15 protein-coding genes and 1 pseudogene are annotated in these 17,610 nt (G+C 71.0%); 8 read left to right on the forward strand and 8 right to left on the reverse strand.

Features of this window, described 5'->3' with window-relative positions; translation table 11 throughout:
* Positions 1-157 precede the first annotated feature (157 nt).
* Positions 158-1,564 carry a DEAD/DEAH box helicase gene (locus ACFYW9_RS02955; RefSeq protein WP_351864499.1) on the forward strand — a complete coding sequence of 469 codons (1,407 nt, stop codon included), beginning with the start codon at positions 158-160 and terminating at the stop codon, positions 1,562-1,564.
* 126 nt (positions 1,565-1,690) lie between these two features.
* Here the strand turns inward: ACFYW9_RS02955 and ACFYW9_RS02960 are convergent, their stop codons facing one another.
* Entirely contained in the window at positions 1,691-2,143 is a 453-nt protein-coding gene (locus tag ACFYW9_RS02960) for an iron chaperone (RefSeq protein ID WP_389143881.1), read from the reverse strand.
* A gap of 162 nt (positions 2,144-2,305) precedes the next feature.
* Here ACFYW9_RS02960 and ACFYW9_RS02965 point away from each other — a divergent pair, with 162 nt between their 5' ends.
* The gene (locus tag ACFYW9_RS02965) at positions 2,306-2,896 is read left to right on the forward strand and encodes a TetR/AcrR family transcriptional regulator (RefSeq protein ID WP_389143884.1); all 591 of its coding nucleotides are present in this window, start codon (positions 2,306-2,308) and stop codon (positions 2,894-2,896) included.
* A gap of 41 nt (positions 2,897-2,937) precedes the next feature.
* Here the strand turns inward: ACFYW9_RS02965 and ACFYW9_RS02970 are convergent, their stop codons facing one another.
* The 3 genes from ACFYW9_RS02970 to ACFYW9_RS02980 all read right to left on the reverse strand — a co-directional run bounded on the left by ACFYW9_RS02970 (position 2,938) and on the right by ACFYW9_RS02980 (position 5,557).
* Entirely contained in the window at positions 2,938-4,041 is a 1,104-nt protein-coding gene (locus tag ACFYW9_RS02970) for a sensor histidine kinase (protein ID WP_389143887.1), read from the reverse strand.
* A complete protein-coding gene (locus tag ACFYW9_RS02975) occupies positions 4,034-4,777 on the reverse strand; it encodes a response regulator transcription factor (RefSeq protein ID WP_389143890.1) in 744 nt (247 codons plus the stop codon). Before ACFYW9_RS02975 ends, ACFYW9_RS02970 begins: the two co-directional genes overlap by 8 nt.
* Before the next feature lie 69 nt (positions 4,778-4,846).
* Entirely contained in the window at positions 4,847-5,557 is a 711-nt protein-coding gene (locus ACFYW9_RS02980) for a VanZ family protein (RefSeq protein ID WP_389143893.1), read from the reverse strand.
* 202 nt (positions 5,558-5,759) lie between these two features.
* Here ACFYW9_RS02980 and ACFYW9_RS02985 point away from each other — a divergent pair, with 202 nt between their 5' ends.
* The gene (locus tag ACFYW9_RS02985; protein WP_389143896.1) at positions 5,760-8,111 is read left to right on the forward strand and encodes a discoidin domain-containing protein; all 2,352 of its coding nucleotides are present in this window, start codon (positions 5,760-5,762) and stop codon (positions 8,109-8,111) included.
* A gap of 87 nt (positions 8,112-8,198) precedes the next feature.
* Here the strand turns inward: ACFYW9_RS02985 and ACFYW9_RS02990 are convergent, their stop codons facing one another.
* Positions 8,199-9,218: an aldo/keto reductase gene (locus ACFYW9_RS02990; protein ID WP_389143899.1), complete on the reverse strand. Its 1,020-nt coding sequence runs from the start codon at positions 9,216-9,218 to the stop codon at positions 8,199-8,201.
* A 186-nt stretch (positions 9,219-9,404) separates the two neighbouring features.
* Between ACFYW9_RS02990 and ACFYW9_RS02995 the strand changes: the two genes are divergently transcribed.
* A complete protein-coding gene (locus tag ACFYW9_RS02995; protein WP_389143902.1) occupies positions 9,405-10,004 on the forward strand; it encodes a TetR/AcrR family transcriptional regulator in 600 nt (199 codons plus the stop codon).
* Positions 10,005-10,111: 107 nt separating this feature from the next.
* Here ACFYW9_RS02995 and ACFYW9_RS03000 read toward each other — a convergent pair whose 3' ends face one another.
* Together ACFYW9_RS03000 and ACFYW9_RS03005 are read right to left on the reverse strand one after the other, a co-directional pair.
* A complete protein-coding gene (locus ACFYW9_RS03000) occupies positions 10,112-10,870 on the reverse strand; it encodes an ABC transporter permease (protein WP_389143905.1) in 759 nt (252 codons plus the stop codon).
* Complete coding sequence (locus tag ACFYW9_RS03005) at positions 10,860-11,738, reverse strand: ABC transporter ATP-binding protein (protein ID WP_389143908.1); 879 nt, start codon at positions 11,736-11,738, stop codon at positions 10,860-10,862. Before ACFYW9_RS03005 ends, ACFYW9_RS03000 begins: the two co-directional genes overlap by 11 nt.
* 64 nt (positions 11,739-11,802) lie before the next feature.
* On the opposite strand from ACFYW9_RS03005, the gene ACFYW9_RS03010 reads away from it, so the two are divergent.
* Positions 11,803-12,435 carry a TetR/AcrR family transcriptional regulator gene (locus ACFYW9_RS03010; protein ID WP_389143911.1) on the forward strand — a complete coding sequence of 211 codons (633 nt, stop codon included), beginning with the start codon at positions 11,803-11,805 and terminating at the stop codon, positions 12,433-12,435.
* Between the two features lie 38 nt (positions 12,436-12,473).
* On the opposite strand, the gene ACFYW9_RS03015 is transcribed toward ACFYW9_RS03010, so the two are convergent.
* On the reverse strand, positions 12,474-13,922 hold the full coding sequence (locus tag ACFYW9_RS03015; protein WP_389143914.1) for a PucR family transcriptional regulator: 1,449 nt from the start codon (positions 13,920-13,922) through the stop codon (positions 12,474-12,476).
* Positions 13,923-14,031: 109 nt separating this feature from the next.
* Between ACFYW9_RS03015 and ACFYW9_RS03020 the strand changes: the two are divergent.
* The 3 genes and pseudogenes from ACFYW9_RS03020 (at position 14,032) to ACFYW9_RS03030 (ending at position 17,499) form a co-directional block, all read left to right on the forward strand.
* Positions 14,032-15,567, forward strand: a pseudogene (locus ACFYW9_RS03020) (purine-cytosine permease family protein).
* 74 nt (positions 15,568-15,641) lie between these two features.
* Positions 15,642-16,043 carry a YybH family protein gene (locus tag ACFYW9_RS03025; RefSeq protein WP_389143917.1) on the forward strand — a complete coding sequence of 134 codons (402 nt, stop codon included), beginning with the start codon at positions 15,642-15,644 and terminating at the stop codon, positions 16,041-16,043.
* Between the two features lie 16 nt (positions 16,044-16,059).
* Complete coding sequence (locus ACFYW9_RS03030; protein ID WP_389143920.1) at positions 16,060-17,499, forward strand: gamma-aminobutyraldehyde dehydrogenase; 1,440 nt, start codon at positions 16,060-16,062, stop codon at positions 17,497-17,499.
* Positions 17,500-17,610 lie beyond the last annotated feature (111 nt).

The following is a 17,610-nucleotide window of genomic DNA, read 5'->3' on the forward strand; positions in this document are numbered from 1 at the left end:
CCCTCACCCCCACCCCTCACCCGTCGCCTGTCACCGGCCCGGCCGGCGCCCTGCGGCCCGCTGGTAAAATGGGGAACACGCTTCGAAGTCGCCGGGGCCCGTGCCGAGTGGCACGGGCCCCGGGGCGTTCCGGGCGTCAGACTGAGGAAGGTTCCCCATGAACGCGAAGCCGCCGGCCCCTGGACTCTCCGACGCCGGCGAGCGGCAGCCGGCGCCGCAGGACGACGTCACGGCACCACCGTCCGGCTCCACAGGCCTGCCTCCCGCCGCGTCGTTCGACGCCCTCGGCCTGCCGGCGGCACTGGTGGCCAGGATGACCGGGCTCGGAGTGACGGAGCCCTTCCCGATCCAGGCCGCGACGCTGCCGAACGCGCTGGCCGGACGCGACGTCCTCGGCCGGGCGCGGACCGGCTCCGGCAAGACGCTGGCCTTCGGACTGGCCCTGCTCGCCCGGACCGCGGGCCGCCGCGCGGAGGCGAAGCGGCCGCTGGCGCTGGTCCTGGTGCCGACCCGGGAGCTCGCGCAGCAGGTGAGCGACGCGCTGGAACCGTACGCGCGGACCCTGGACGTACGACTGGGGACGGTGGTGGGCGGGCTGTCGATCAACCGGCAGCAGGCTCAGCTGCGGAGCGGCGTCGAGGTGCTCATCGCGACGCCGGGGCGGCTGACCGACCTGGTGTCACGCCGGGACTGTCTCCTGAACCAGGTGCGGATCACGGTGCTGGACGAGGCGGACCAGATGTGCGACCTGGGCTTCCTGCCGCAGGTCTCGGACCTCATGGATCAGGTGCGCGCCGACGGTCAGCGGCTGCTGTTCTCGGCCACGCTCGACCGCAACGTCGATGAGCTCGTACAGAACTACCTCCACGACCCGGTTCTCGCCTCGGTCGACCGGGTGGCGGGCTCGGTCACCACGATGGAACACCACGTGCTGAACATCCACGGCGCCGACAAGTACGCGACGGCGACCGAGATCGCCGCCCGGGACGGCCGGGTGCTGATGTTCCTGGACACCAAGGCGGGCGTGGACCAGTTCACCCGTCATCTGCGGGCCAGTGGCATCCGTGCCTCCGCCCTGCACAGCGGGAAGTCGCAGCCGCAGCGCACGCACACGCTCGCCCAGTTCAAGAACGGTGAGATCAACGTGCTGGTGGCCACCAACGTCGCCGCCCGGGGCATCCACATCGACGCGCTCGACCTCGTCGTCAACGTCGACCCGCCCGCGGACGCCAAGGACTACCTGCACCGTGGCGGCCGCACCGCGCGCGCCGGGGAGTCCGGGAAGGTGGTCACCCTGGTCACCGCCGGCCAGCGGCGCGACGTGAACCGTCTGATGTCCGACGCCGGCATCCGGCCGACCGTCACCCAGGTGCGTTCGGGCGAGGCGTCGCTCACCGCCATCACCGGGGCCAAACGCCCGCCCACCGGGCCGAGCACCGGCAACGCGCCCTTCCGGGGCATCGGCACGCGTCCCGGGCGCCCCGCCAAGGAGTCGCGCAAGACCGCGGACGCCCGCAAGGCCGCGGAGGCCCGCGCGGCTGCCCGGGTACGCAAGGGCCGCTGAGGCCGGGCTCGACCGCCCTGGATCACTCGCGCCCCGGATGCCCTGCCGGCCTCGTGCGCCTCGCCCGGTCCGTCCGGGCGAGGCACACGCGTCCCGGGCTCCGTCCGGGCTCCGTCGAACGGTGCCTCAGCTCACCGCCTGCTTCACGAGCGCGCCGATCTTCGCCTCGACCTCGGCCGTGAGCCCGGTCAGAGCGAACGCGGTGGCCCACATCGTGCCCTCGTCCAGGTTCGCCCGGTCACTGAACCCGAGCGTCGCGTACCGCGCCTTGAACTTCTCCGCGCTCTGGAAGAAACACACGACCTTGCCGTCCAGCGCGTAGGCGGGCATGCCGTACCAGAGCTTCGGCGCGAGGACCGGGGCGCAGGCCGTGACGACGGCGTGGACGCGCTCGGCCATGATCCGGTCGGACTCCCCCATCTCGGCGATCTTCGCGAGGACGTCCCGCTCCGCCTCGGCCGCCTTGTCCGCGCGCGAACCGCGGCGGGCCTCCTTCTTCAGTTCCTTGGCATGGTCCTTCATCGCGGCCCGCTCTTCGGCCGTGAACCCCTCGTGCCGACCGCTTTCCTTGCTGCTCATGACAGAACTCCCCCTCGAGGATCCCGTTGTCCCCGCGCTCGGGCACGCGGATGACGGCACGCCACCCGTCCGCCATCGACACGCACCGTGCCGATGGCGCCCGAATATTCCGCGCGGACCCGGCATTGTCAACGGCACGGCACGTGCCGATAACATGGACTCATGACCGAACCGCCCGCCGCGCCTCGGCGTCGAGGTGCCGAGCGCACCGAGGAGCTGTTGCAGGCGACCCTCGATCTGGCCGCGGAGGTCGGGTACGCGGGCCTGAGCATCGAGGCCGTCGGCCGCCGGGCCGGAGTCGGAAAGCACACGATCTACCGGCGCTGGCCCTCCAAGGCTGCGCTGCTGCTCGACGCGCTCAGCCGCGTGTGGACCAGCGACCTGGACTACCGCGACACGGGGAGCGTCCGCGAGGATCTGCGCGAGCAGTTCCTCCGTTCCGGCGCGGCCCTCTCCAGCCCGCCGATCGGCCCCGTCTACCGCGCGGTCATCGCCGAGGCACAAGGGGATCCCGCGCTCCGGGCGACACTGCACGAACGCTTCCTGGCCACCGTCGAGCAGAGCACCCTCGACCGGATCACACGCGCCCAGCGTGCCGGTGAACTGACCGCGGACGTGAACCTGGAGTTCGCCGCCGAGGTGTTGTGCGGTGCCCTGTACTACCGCAGCCTGATGTCCACCCGCCCGATCGACGCGGACGCGGTCGACGGACTCGTGGACATGTTCATGGCCGCCTACGGAACCGCCGGCTGAACGGCGTCACACGGCGGTGCGGCCCCGCCCGGGGACGCCGCCTACGGTGTGCCGGGCAGCCGGACCGTGACCAGGAGACCGCCGTCGGGGCGGGGGACGAGTTCGAGGGTCCCGTCGTGGGCGCGGACGATGCCGGCCACGATGGCCAGGCCGAGGCCGACGCCCGCGTGCCCGTCGGTGCGTACGCGGTCCGTTCCGCGCCGGAACGGTTCGGTGAGGGTCGGCACCAGTTCCGGCGGAAGCCGGCGGCCGGTGTTCTCGACCCGCAGCACGCTCGCGCGGCCCTCCGTCCCGGTGTGGACCGTCACGGTGCCGCCATCGGGGAGGTTGTGGACGACGGCGTTCTGGACGAGGTTCGTCGCCATCCGCAGCAGGAGTTCCGCCGAGCCGCTGGTCCGGGCCGTCCCGCCGGTGACGTCGAGCGTGATCCGGCGCTCTTCGGCGAAGGGGAGCAGCGTTTCGGCGGCTTCCTCGGCGATGAGGGAGAGGTCGACGCTCTCGCGGGGAAGGTTTCCGCGGTCGCTGCGGCTGAGCAGCAGGAGGGCTTCGGTGAGATCGATCGCCCGCGTGTTGACGGCGTGCAGACGTTCGATGAGTTCCTCCCGGTCCTGCGTGGGGTCCTTGCGGGCGACGTCCAGGAGTGTCCGTGAGATCGCCAGCGGGGTGCGCAGTTCGTGGGAGGCGTTCGCGGCGAACCGCTGCTGCTCGGCGACCTGGGACTCGAGTTGTTCGAGCATCGAGTCGAAGGCGTCGGAGAGTTCGCGGAACTCGTCCTGACGGCCCTTCATACGGATCCGGTGCGACAGCGACCCGCTCCCGGCCGTCCGTACCGCGTCCGTGATCCGTGAGAGAGGTGAGAGCATCCGGCCGGCGAGGATCCACCCCCCGAGGAGGCCGAACACCAGCAGGAAGCACAGTGAGACCGCCGCGGCGGGGGCGAAGCCACGCAGGAGGTCGGAGCGGCTGGGCCCGACGATGATCACGGCGCCGTACGTCTCCTGGATGAGCCGGGGGTCGTTCGTCGGAAGCCAGCGCAGCACGAACACCCACATGACGACCAGCAGGAGCGTGCCGGCGACGAAGAGGAATCCGGCGTAGCTGAGGGTGAGTTTCAGCCGGGCACTGTGCCCTGGGCGTCTATCCATGAGTGCCGCCGGGGTGGGTGGCGTCCGCCCCTGTGTCCGTGTCCGTGATGGCGTCCGTGTCCGTGATGGCGTCCGTCGCGGTGTCGATCCGGTAGCCGACGCCGGGCACGGTGGCGATGATCCATGGTTCGCCGAGCCGTTTGCGCAGGGCGGACACGGTGATGCGGACGGCGTTGGTGAAAGGGTTGGCGTTCTCGTCCCAGGCCCGCCGCAACAGCTCTTCGGCGCTGATGACACCGCCCTCGGCGGCGACGAGGACTTCCAGCACGGCGAACTGCTTCCGGGTGAGCGCGACATGGCGTCCGTCGCGGAAGACCTCCCGGCGGAAGGGGTCCAGCCGCAGGCCCGCGATCTCGCGGACCGGCGGCCGGGCGTACGCGCGCCTGCGGTCGAGCGCCCTCAGTCGCATCACGAGTTCCCGCAGCTCGAACGGTTTGGTGAGGTAGTCGTCGGCGCCGAGTCCGAACCCGGAAGCCTTGTCCTCGATCCGGTCGGCGGCGGTGAGCATGAGGATCGGGATGCCGCTGCCGGAGGCGACGATACGCCGGGCGACCTCGTCGCCGGAGGGGCCGGGGATGTCACGGTCGAGGACCGCGAGATCGTAGGAGTTGACGCCGAGCAGTTCCAGGGCGGAATCGCCGTCGGCGGCGATGTCGGCGGCGATCGCCTCCAGCCGCAGACCGTCACGGACGGCCTCGGCCAGGTAGGGCTCGTCCTCCACGATCAGTACACGCATGTCCGAAGCCTAAGCACTACGCCGGGTCGCCGACGTATCGCGATAACGGGTGCGTACCGGACCCACGGTTCAGCCCACCGGCGCCGGCACGGGGCGAGGCCGGTCCGACGGCGCCTCCGCCGGGGTGCGCCACCAGCGGCGCGAGGCGAGCCCGGCCAGCACGGCGCCGGTGGCGTTGACCAGGACGTCGTCCACGGAGGACACCCGGTCCAGCCACAGGACGTACTGGGCGACCTCGACCAGGACCGAGCAGCCCGCCCCGAGTGCCAGGATCCGCGGCACGGACGCCAGCGCCGCGAACCGCATGGGGGCGAAGAATCCCAGCGCCGCGAAGACCAGCAGGTTGCCGATGATCCCGAGCGTCCCCATCGCGACCAGGTCCCGCAGCGGCACCAGGCTCACCCGGCGGGGAGCGACGCCCGGCGCGAGGCCCGGCATCATGGTCAGCCACAGGAACGGCACCGTCCCGTGGACCATGCCCACCTCGGCCAGCGACGTGCGCCAGGCCCGTGCCGAACCGAGGCCGGCGGTCTGCCGCCGGTACGCGAGTGCCCACACCACCAGCACGGCCACCGGCAGCGCGACCAGCGTCATGAGCACCACACCGTTGAACGTGTCGTAGCAGCCGTGCCAGCGCCCGGCCATACATCTCGGGGCGGACATCATGAGCGGCCCCCGTATGACGAACAGGGCGCTCGCCAGGGCGAGGACCGCCAGGCTGACGAGCACGATCCCGCGGGTGCGGCGGGGCGGTGCTGACAAGGGTGCGTCGTGGCTCATGGTCCAAGTGAAGGGGAAGGCCGGTTGCGGTGACGTATGCGGTTTTCGATATGCCCGCGATACACGGAGTCCCCGGCATCGCACAGTAGTCGATTAATTGCGATCTCCTGTATCAATCTTGCGCACGTTCATAGACTTATCTTGCCCTCACTCCTAGCCTTCTTGCGTCCGCTCACCCCACGAGCCCTAAGGACGCACGCCTGTGACTCCCTCTCCCCAAGGCAGACCCCTGCGACGCGGCACGGCGGTGGCCGTGTCGCTGGCACTCGCCGCGGCCGGCACCGTCGTCGCGGTGGCCCTGGCCCCCCACGCGGCCGCCGCAGGGGTACCCGCCCCTTCCCCCGTCGGGATCTCCGGCCGGGGCGCGGCCGTTCCGTTCAAGGAACAGGAAGCCGAGTACGCCACCACGAACGGCACCCTCATCGGCCCGGACCGGCTCTACGGCCATCTCCCCTCCGAGGCGTCCGGACGCCAGGCCGTGACGCTGGACGCGACGGGCGAGTACGTCGAGTTCACGCTGACCGCGCCGGCCAACGCGATGTCGTTCCGGTACTCGCTGCCCGACAACGCCGTGGGCAGCGGCCGCGACGCGAGCATCGATCTCAGGGTCGACGGCAACCGGCTCAAGAGTGTCCCGGTGACCTCCAAGTACGGCTGGTACTACGGCGGTTACCCGTTCAACAACAACCCCGGCGACACCAACCCGCATCACTTCTACGACGAGACCCGCACCATGTTCGGCTCCACGCTGCCGGCCGGCAGCAAGGTGCGCCTCCAGGTCTCCTCCACGGGCGAGTCACCCTCGTTCACCATCGACCTCGCCGACTTCGAGCAGGTGGGTGCCCCGATCGCCAAACCGTCCGGAGCCCTCGACGTCGTCGGCGACTTCGGCGCGGATCCGACCGGCGCGTCGGATTCCACCGCGAAGATCCAGGCGGCCGTCGACGCGGGCAAGGCACAGGGCAGGACCGTGTACATCCCGCAGGGCACCTTCCAGGTCCGCGATCACATCGTCGTCGACCAGGTGACACTGGCCGGGGCGGGCCCCTGGTACAGCGTCCTCACCGGCCGCGACCCGGTGGACCGGTCGAAGGCCGTCGGCGTCTACGGCAAGTACGCCGGCCAGGGCGGCAGCAAGAACGTCACGCTCAAGGACTTCGCCATCATCGGCGACATCCGCGAACGCGTGGACAACGACCAGGTCAACGCCATCGGCGGTGCGCTGTCCGACTCCACGGTCGACAACGTGTGGATGCAGCACACCAAGTGCGGGGCCTGGATGGACGGGCCGATGAACAACTTCACGGTCAAGAACAGCCGCATCCTCGATCAGACCGCGGACGGCGTGAACTTCCACATGGGCGTCACCAACTCCACCGTCACCAACACGTTCGTACGGAACACCGGTGACGACGGCCTCGCGATGTGGGCGGAGAACGTCCCGAACGTCAAGAACAAGTTCACCTTCGACACGGTGGTCCTGCCGATCCTCGCGAACAACATCGTCACCTACGGCGGCAAGGACATCACCCTCTCCGACAACGTCATGGCGGACACCGTCACCAACGGTGGCGGCCTCCATGTCGCGAACCGCTACCCCGGGGTCAACTCCGGCCAGGGCACGGCCGTCTCCGGCACCGTCACGGCCGCCCGCAACACCCTGATACGGGCCGGGAACAACGACTACAACTGGCAGTTCGGGGTCGGCGCGGTCTGGTTCAGCGGACTCAACGAGCCCCTGAACGCGACCGTCGACATCACCGACAGCGAGATCCTCGACAGCTCCTACGCCGCGATCATGAACATCGAGGGAGCGACCAACAGCCTGCGCTTCGACCATGTGCGGATCGACGGAGTCGGTACCTACGCACTCCAGATCCAGGCCCCGGGGACGGCCTCCTTCAGCAACGTCACGGCCACGAACATCGGCCAGTCCAACCCGATCCACAACTGCGTCGGCTCCGGCTTCCGGATCACCCGGGGTACGGGCAACAGCGGCTGGTACGCCGACCCGCCGGCCTGCACGGGGACCTGGCCGGCCCCGAAGTGGACCAATGGCGGAGTACCCGGCGGCGGCACCCCTCCGCCGACCGACCCGCCCACCGATCCTCCGACCGACCCGCCCACCGACCCCACCGTGAACCTCGCCAGGAACCGGCCGGTCACCGAGTCGAGCCACACGGACGTCTACCCCGGGGCCAACGCGGTGGACGGCAACGCGAACAGCTACTGGGAGAGCGCCAACAACGCCTTCCCGCAGTCCCTCACCGTCGACCTGGGCGCCGCGAAAGCGGTCAAGCGCGTCGTCCTCAGACTTCCTCCGGCGACCGCGTGGGCCACGCGCACCCAGACCCTGAGCATCCAGGGCAGCACCGACGGCTCCACGTTCGGCACTCTCAAGGCGTCGGCCGGATACACCTTCGATCCGGCCGGCGGAAACACGGCGACCGCGACCCTGTCCGGCACCCCCACCCGCTATCTGCGCGTTCTCATCACGGCCAACACCGGCTGGCCCGCCGGGCAGTTGTCCGAGATCGAGGCGTACACCGGCTGACAGCCGGCATTCGGCCCATGGACTCCTGGCGGCCCCGCTCCGGAACTCTGACCCGGGCGGGGTCGTCAGGCCCGTGCCACCGGGCCGTCAGCGGCGGCGCAACGCCGGGTCGAGCAGGGCGGGCGGGGTGTCGAACTTCTCGTGCGCGGCGAGGTCGGTTCCCGGGGACACGACGGCGTCGATCGCGTCGAGCACGTCCGCGGAGAGCACGGTGTCCGCGGCGGCGAGCTGCGCGCGCAGGTGGTCCGGTGTCCGGGGGCCGATCAGCGCGCTGGTCACGGCGGGATGCGCGGTGACGAAGCCGAGTGCGAGCTGGATCAGCGTCAGTCCGGCCTCCTCGGCGATGACCGCCAGGCGCTCGACGGCGTCCAGCCGGGCCTGGTTGGAGGGGATGGCGAGGTCGAAGCGCTGCGGCATGAGCGCCGAGCGGCTGGTGGTGATCTCCCGGCCCCTCCTGACCGCGCCGGACAGCCAGCCCGAGGCGAGCGGGCTCCAGACCAGCACACCGAGCCCGTACTCCTCGGCCACGGGCAGGACATCGGCCTCGATCCCGCGTTGCAGGACGGAGTAGCTGGGCTGTTCGGTGACGTAGGGCCGCACATGATGCTCGCGCGCGGCCCACCTGGCCTGCACGATGCGATGGGCGGGGAAGGTCGAGGAGCCGAAGTAGCGGATCTTTCCCGCGCGTTGCAGGTCGGTCAGGACGGACAGCGTCTCCTCGTCGCCGGTGTCCGGGTCCCATCGGTGGATCTGGTAGAGATCGACGTGGTCGACCCCGAGTCTGCGCAGACTGCTGTCCAGCTCCGTGATCAGCCAACGGCGCGAGGAGCCCCGGTGGTTGCGCTCCTCCCCCATCGGCATGCCCGCCTTCGTGGCCAGCACGATGTCGTCGCGGCGGCCGGCGATGGCCTTGCCGACCATCTCCTCCGACTCGCCGTCGCCGTACATGTCGGCGGTGTCGATGAGGTTGATCCCGCCCTCCAGGGCGGCGTCGACGATGGCGGTGGCCTCGTCCTGGGTGGTGCGCCCGATCCTGCCGAAGTTCATCGCGCCGAGCGCGAGCGAGCCGACCTGCACACCGGTGCGGCCCAAGGTGCGGTACTGCATGCCTCTGCCTCCTTCGATACGGGTGATGCGCGAGGACGGCGGCGAGCTTGGTCGCCGGGTCCCCGGTCTGCCATCATGGGCAAACGGAACACCGTCCCGTTTGACGATACGGAACACTGTCCCGCTTAGCAAGACGATACGGAACACCGTTCCGTTTACCTGTCCGGCCGCGGAGGGAAGGGCGCGATGAACGACAGCGACGACACCACGGGGCAGACCTCGGCACGGCCCCGGCGGGCCGACGCCCGGCGCAACCAGGAGACGCTGCTCGACGCCGCCGCCGCGGTCTTCGCCGCCTCCGGCGTGGAGGCGCCCGTGCGTGACATCGCGGCCAGGGCGGGCGTCGGCACGGCCACGATCTACCGCCACTTCCCGACGCGGGCGGATCTCATCGTCGCGGTCTACCGGCACCAGGTCGAAGCCTGCGCCGAGGCGGGACCGGCCCTGCTGGGCGACTGCCCGTCCCCCTATGCCGCGCTGACACGGTGGATCGACCTGTTCGTCGACTTCCTCGTCACCAAGCACGGGCTCGCCGCCGTCCTGCAGCCAGACAACACGGCGTTCGACGCGCTGCACAGGTACTTCGTCGACCGGCTCGTCCCCGTGTGCACCCAACTCCTCGACGCGGCCGCCGCGTCCGGCGAGATCCGACCCGGCCTGACGGCCTATCAACTGATGCGCGGCATCGGCAACCTCTGCATCGGCGCCGGCAACGACCCCCGCTACGACGCACGACAACTGGTCGAGACCCTGGTCGCGGGCCTGCGCCGAACCGAAGGGCCGTGACCGGCTGGCCGGACGGCCAATCGACTGGACGGCACCCTTCGACCTGAACCGGCCTTTCCAGCGGGCGCGTTCAGCGGATCGGCCGCCTAGGACCTGTCAGACAGGTCCTAGAGCGCCATGAGCCGGCCGCTGCGGCCCACCAGCCGTACCGAGGCCCCGACGCCGCAGACCAGTGCCACGCCGAGGAGCGTGCCACAGGACTCCGCCACGACGTACGCGTCACCGGACAGGGCGGCACGCATGCCGCGAGCGGCCCAGTAGCCGGGCGAGGCCGGGGCCACGTCCGAGACCCAGGCCGGCAGGGCGGCGAGCGGCACGAGCGCGCCCCCGACACTGCTCAGCAGCATGCCGCCGATGTCGAAGGCGGCCGAGAGCGCCCCCAGGCTGCGGACCAGAACGCCGAGCAGGGTGCCGAGTCCGAGGAGCGCGCAGCTCCAGCTCAGCAGGAGACCCAGCAGCAGGAAGGGGTGCGGGACACGCAGGCCGAGGACGCACACGGCGAAGGCCACGATGAGCAACTGCTGGGCGAGCAGGGCCGCGAAGGCCGGGACGGCCTTCGCGACGAGCAGCTCGGCGGGATGCAGGGCGGTTCCGCGCAGGCGGTCCCAGGTACGGCCGAGCCGTTCGGTGAGGATCGCGCCGCCGCAGATACTGAGGGCGAGCAGCGAGAAGGTGACCATCGTGCCGACGACCGCCTGCTCCGTGCCGGCCGTACGGCCCTGCCCGGTCACATAGAGCGGACGCAGCAGCGTGACGAAGACGAGCGGGAGGATCATCCTGCTCAGGACGGGACCGGGTTCGCGCGCCATCAGCAGCATGTTGTGGCGCACCAGCACGGCCACGCGGGCGGCGGACTCACGCGGCATCGCGGGCCTCCGTCCGGGTCACGGTCCGCGCGGACTCCATGGACCGGTAGAGATCGTCCAGTCCGGGGCGGCGGACGTCGACGGACACAGGGGTACGACCGGACGCGAGCAGGGCCGCCAGATCGGCACCGGGGTCCGTGGTCGGCCGGCGCAGCTCGGGTTCGCGGGGGTCGGCGAAGGTGACCCTGAGCTCGCCGGGCAGATGGCGGGTGAGCTCGTCCTGCGTGCCGCGCGCGATGATCCGGCCGGCCCGCGCGAGTGCCAGCGTGGCGCCGAGATCGACGAGTTCCGGCAGGTAGTGGGTCGTGTAGACGACGGCCGCGCCCGCTTCGGCCCGGGCCCTGACCGCGCCCAGCAGGGCCGAGCGGGTCTCCGGATCGGCTCCCGTGGTCGGCTCGTCCAGCAGGAGGAGGGGCGGGGAGCCAACCATGGCGGTGGCCGCCTGGACCCGGCGGCGCTGGCCTCCGGACAGCGCGGCCACGGGCCGGTCCGCCACGGCCGTCAGACACAGCTCGTCCAGGACCCGGGCGATCTCCGCTTCCCCGCGCCGTCCGCGGAATCCCGCCAGTCCGGCGAAGAGCCGCACGTTCTCCCGCGCGGTGGCACCGCCGTACAGGGCGAGTTCCTGCGGGGCCATGCCGAGGAGGCGCCGAGCGGCCCGGCCGTCCCGCAGCGCGTCGAGCGCCCCGATGGTGACGCGGCCCGCGTCGGGACGTACGAGACCGGCGACGATCTCGACGAACGTCGTCTTGCCCGCGCCGTTGTGACCGATCAGGCCCACGATCTCCCCGGCCGGGACCGTCAGGTCGAACCCGTCGAGCGCGTGGCGTGAGCCGTAGCGCTTCACCAGTCCCTCTGCTGTCAGCATCATCCGTCCTTCATCAGGTCTACGCCGTACACGTCTACGCCGTATACGTCTACACTGTAGACCCATGAGTGGGAGACGGGAAGAGATCCTGGACGCCGCCGTGGCCATCGCCGACGAGCGCGGGGTCGACGCCGTCTCGATGCGCGCTCTGGCCGATCGCGTCGGAGTGACGCCGATGGCGCTGTACCGGCACGTCAAGGACAAGTCGGCACTGCTGGACGGCATGGTCGGACGGCTCCTCACCGCGTTGCTGCCGTCGGATCCGACCGGTCACCACACCTGGGACGAACGGCTCCGCGCCCTCGCGCACGCGGCCCGGAAGGTCACCCAGCAGCACCCCTGGGCCGCGCACCTGCTCTTCTCGCGGCCGGCCGTCACCCCGGACGGCCTGCGGGCGGTGGACATCATCTACACCGCGCTGATCGAGGCCGGGGTCCCCGAGCCTCAGGTGCCCCGGCTCGAACGCCTGATCAGTACGTTCGTCATCGGCTTCGCCGCTTCCGAGGCCTCGGGCCGCTTCACTCCCGGCGCGGGCGACCCGCGCAGCCGTCGGGGTCATCTCGACGCCGTCGAGCTCCCCGGCCACAGCGCGCTCGCGCCGTGGCTGGACCTTCCCCTCGACCTCACCGCCGAGTTCGAGGCCGATCTCGCCGACATCACGCGCCTGGTCGAGGCGGTCGCGCGGTGTGAGGGGTGATCCGCGCACGGCGGGCCGGGACGTACGCGTGAACCCGCTCAGTCGGTGAGGCCCAGCGCTCCCGCCGCCTGGATCGCCAGCCAGACCTCGGCCAGAGCCGCCGTCGACGTCAGATCACGGTCGGTGAGCGCGCCGAAGCGGCGCAGCCGGTAGGCGAGGGTGTTGGGGTGGATGTGCAGCGCCGCGGCCGCCGTCTCGGTGCGGCGGTCGCGCTCCATCCAGGTGCGGGCCGAGACCAGCAACCGCGAGTCGTGGCTCTCGTCGTAACGCAGCACGCCGCCGAGCACATGCTCCACCAGTGCCGCCAGGACGGCGGGATCGTCGGGCAGCCACCGGCCCGCCCCGTCGTCGCCGTAGTGGACGACGGCACGGCCCGACTCGACGGCCTTGGACACCGCCCACAGAGCCTCGCGCTGCGCGACCTTCAGCGCGTCCCCCGGCAGGAAGGGGCGGCTGGCCCCGGCCGCCACGCCGGGCAGCTCACCGACGGCCGCCGCCAGCTCGGGCGCCCCGAGGACGTAGCGGTCCTCGCCCCGGGTCAGCAGCAGATGGGACCGGTCCTCCAGGAGACGCAGCAGCGCCTCGTCGGTGGTGCGGCGCACGATCAGCAGCACGGTGTCGCCCTCGATCGCGTGCCGGGCGAGCCGACGCCGCGCCGCCTCCGGGTCGAGCACCTCCTGAAGCAGTTCGGCGAACGTCTCCGCTCCCTCGCGGCGCAGTGTCTCGCGCTCGTTGCGCACCATCGCCAGCCGCAGCGCCGCGACGGTGGCGATGTGCTGGACGACGGCGAGCCCCGCGGGCCGGGCGCCCTCACGCTCGTACGCGACGAGGAAGCCCGCGGGGCCGCCGGGCGCGGGCACCGGGAGGACGAATCCGCCGGGGATGGTCGGCGGGGCCTCGACGGACGCCGGCAGGACGGCCGGATCCGGCACCGGGACCCCGGGCAGGAGCGGACGCCCCTGAGGAGTGCAGAGGAAGACGTCGTAGCCCGACAGACCTTCGAGACGGCGCAGGAGTGTCGGTGTGTCGAGATCCTCCGTGACCAGCCAGCGCAGCGCGCCGAAGACCTGGAGCTGCGCGCCCAGCCGGTGCCGCGCCTCCTCCTGGGCCGAGGCCGCGACTTCCTGGGCGACGGCGATGAAGGGAACGGCGAGCGGCACTTCGAGGACCGGGAAGTCCCGCTCCCGCGCGGCCTGGAAGAAGGTGTCGTGCAGCGGTGGCATGTGCAGCTGCGCCGAGAGCGCGAGCCCGGACGCCCCGGCGTCGTCCAGCCGCTCCAGATAGGCACGCTGCTCCGCCGCGGTACGGGGGATCGCCAGGCCCGCGGTCATGATCAGCTCGGCTCCCAGGAGCCAGGGCGTGGGGTCGACGAGTTCGCTGGCGTGCGCCCAGGAGACCGGCCGTTCCAGACCGCCGCCGGCCTTCAGCGAGAGCTGGAGCGCCGGAGAGGAGAGCAGGTCCTGGATGGTGAGTTTGTTGCTGGCCACAAATGACATCGTACGCATCTGTGATGGACACCATTGCCGCAGGTCACGGGGGGCCGCACACTGTGGATGCCACCGATTGAACGGTGCACTAACGGACATTGGAGGGCCCGTGACGAGCTCGGTCACCGAAATCGAGACATATGGCGTCGAGCGCATCCCGGACGCGGACCGCACGGCCCGGCCGATCGACCTGTTCCGGCTCGCCTTCGGCGGCGCCAACACCTTCGCGACCTGTGTACTGGGCGCGTTCCCGATCCTCTTCGGGCTCTCCTTCTGGCAGGGACTCGCGGCGACCGTCCTCGGACTGGTCGCGGGCGCGCTGCTGCTGGCCCCGATGTCGCTGTTCGGCCCCGCCAACGGCACGAACAACGCCGTCTCCTCCTCGGCGCACCTGGGCGTGCACGGCCGGGTCGTCGGGTCCTTCCTCTCCCTGCTCACCGCCATCGCGTTCTTCTCGATCTCGGTGTGATCCTCGGGAGACGCGCTCGTCGGCGGCGCGCACCGGCTCGTGAACGTCCCCGAGTCGGACGTCACCTACGGCATCGCGTACGCGATCTTCGGCGGACTCGTGCTCGTCGTCTGCATCTACGGCTTCCGCTTCATGCTGCTGGTCAACAAGATCGCGGTGCTGGCGGCCTCGGCCCTCTTCGTGCTCGGCGCCTTCGCCTTCGCCGGTGACTTCGACCCCGGATACGCGGGTGCCTTCGCCTCGACCGCCGACCCGCTGTTCTGGCCGTCGTTCATCGGCGCCGCGCTGATCGTGCTCTCCAACCCGGTCTCCTTCGGCGCGTTCCTCGGCGACTGGTCCCGCTACATCCCCGCGAACACCCCGCGCCGCCGGGTGATGGGCGCCGCGTTCCTCGCCCAGATCGCCACCCTGCTGCCCTTCGTCTTCGGCCTGGCCACGGCGTCGATCATCGCGACGAAGGCCGTGAAGTACGTCGACCCGGCCGCCCCGAACTACGTGGGCGGACTGCTGGCCATCTCCCCCGGCTGGTACTTCCTGCCGCTCTGCCTGATCGCCCTGATCGGCGGCCTGTCGACCGGCACGACGTCCCTCTACGGAACGGGGCTGGACTTCGCCAGCGTCTTCCCGCGCTTCAACCGCGTCCAGGCCACCTTCTTCATCGGTGTCCTGTCCATCGGATTCATCTTCCTCGGCCGCTTCGCGCTCAACCTCACGCAGTCCATCTCCACCTTCGCCACCCTGATCATCACCTGCACCGCGCCGTGGATGGTCGTCATGGCGCTCGGCTACGTCACCCGGCGCGGCTGGTACGACGCCGAGGCACTGCAGGTGTTCAACCGGCGTCAGCGCGGTGGCCGCTACTGGTTCGCGCACGGCTGGAACTGGCGCGGCATGGGCACCTGGATCGTCAGCGCCGTCGTGGCCCTCCTCTTCACCAATCTGCCGGGCCAGTTCGTCGGTCCGCTGGGCAACCTCGCGGACGGCGCGGACATCTCGCTGCCGGTCGGCCTCGGCCTGGCGGTCGTGCTCTACCTCGCCGCGCTCGCCCTGTTCCCCGAGCCGCGCGCCGTGTACGGGCCCGACGGACCCCGCTTCGTCGGGGCGTCCGACACCGACATCGCGCCGATCACCGGTGGCACCGAGGAGAAGACCCCCGAGCCCGCCGCGGCTCTCTGAGCCCTCAGCGCCACCGACACCACCGACTGGGCGCCCGGCCCTGACCGCCGGGCGCCCCTGACCAGGAGCCGCGCATGAGCACCACCACCGCGCAGGAAGTCCGGGCCGCCGCGGACGGGCTCGTCGCCGCCTTCGCCGAGGGCCGCCTCGACGACTACTTCGGTGCCTTCGCACCGGACGCGACGTTCGTCTTCCACACCACGCCGCAGCGTCTCGGCTCCACGGCCGAGTACCGCGCCCTGTGGCAGCGGTGGGTGGAGCAGGACGGTTTCCGCGTCCTCGGCTGCACCTCGTCGGCACAGCTCGTCCAGCCCTTCGGTGACACGGCTGTCTTCAGCCATGACGTGGAGACCCGCGTCGCCACCAACGCCGGCGAGGAGACGGCGCACGAGCGGGAGACCATCGTCTTCGCCCGCTCCGCGGACGGCGCCTGGCTCGCCGTACACGAGCACCTGTCCCCCCGTACCACCGCCTGACCAGGAGAGACGTTCCATGAGCAGCACGTTCCGCAACTACATCGACGGTACGTTCGCGGATGCCGTCGACGGCCGGACTCTCGATGTGGTGGACCCGGCCACCGGTGACGTCTACGCGACCTCCCCGCTGTCCGGGGCGGCCGATGTCGACGCGGCGATGGCGGCCGCGGCCGCGGCGTTCCCCGTATGGCGCGACGCGACACCGTCCGTGCGGCAGCGCGCGCTGCTGAAGATCGCCGACGCGATGGAGGCGCGGGCCGGGGAACTGGTGGCCGCGGAGAGCCGCGACACCGGCAAGCCGCTGCACCTCACCCTCAGTGAGGAACTCGCCCCGGCGATCGACCAGGTCCGCTTCTTCGCGGGCGCGGCGCGCATGCTGGAGGGCCGCTCGGCCGGTGAGTACATGGAGGGCATGACCTCGATCATCCGCCGTGAGCCGGTCGGCGTGTGCGCCCAGGTGGCGCCGTGGAACTACCCGCTGCTGATGGCGGTGTGGAAGTTCGCCCCGGCCCTCGCGGCGGGCAACGCGGTGGTCCTCAAGCCCTCGGACACCACCCCCGCCTCCACGGTGCTGATCGCGGAGATCATCGGCGGTGTCCTGGAGGAGCTCGGCCTGCCCCGGGGGATCTTCAACGTGGTCTGCGGAGACCGCGAGACCGGCCGGCTGATGGTGGAGCACCCGACCCCGGCGATGGCCTCCATCACCGGCTCGGTGCGCGCCGGCATCCAGGTCGCCCAGAGCGCGGCCAAGGACGTCAAGCGGGTCCACCTGGAGCTCGGCGGCAAGGCCCCGGCCGTGGTCTTCGAGGACGCCGACCTGGCCAAGGCGGTCGAGGACCTGGTGGTCGGCGGCTTCTTCAACGCCGGTCAGGACTGCACGGCCGCGACACGCGTCCTGGTCCACGCGTCGGTGCACGACGAGTTCGTCGCCGCGCTCGCCAAGGCCGCGGCCGAGACGAAGACCGGGCAGCCGGACGACGAGGACGTGCTGTACGGGCCGCTCAACAACGCGAACCAGCTCGCCCAGGTCAGCGGTTTCATCGAGCGGCTGCCCGAGCACGCGAAGGTCGAGGCGGGCGGCCACCGGGTCGGCGAGAAGGGCTACTTCTACGCCCCGACCGTGGTCTCGGGTCTGAGGCAGGACGACGAGATCATCCAGAACGAGGTCTTCGGCCCGGTCATGACCGTCCAGTCGTTCACGGACGAGGACCAGGCCGTCGCGTACGCCAACGGCGTGGACTACGCGCTGGCCTCCTCGGTGTGGACCAAGGACCACGCGCGGGCGATGCGGATGTCGAAGAGGCTCGACTTCGGCTGTGTGTGGATCAACACCCACATGGCACTCGTCGCCGAGATGCCGCACGGCGGGTTCAAGCAGTCCGGCTACGGCAAGGACCTCTCCGCCTACGGCTTCGAGGACTACACCCGGATCAAGCACGTGATGACGTCGCTCTGAGCGGACGTCCCCACGGCGAGGGGGTGAGCCCGGCGCGATGCCGGGCTCACCCCCACGCCGTGTCCGACGCCCGTCAGCCGTGCGAGACCATCAGGCCGGAGAATGCGACCC

Source organism: Streptomyces sp. NPDC002698, from assembly GCF_042888945.1.
Lineage (GTDB): Bacteria > Actinomycetota > Actinomycetes > Streptomycetales > Streptomycetaceae > Streptomyces.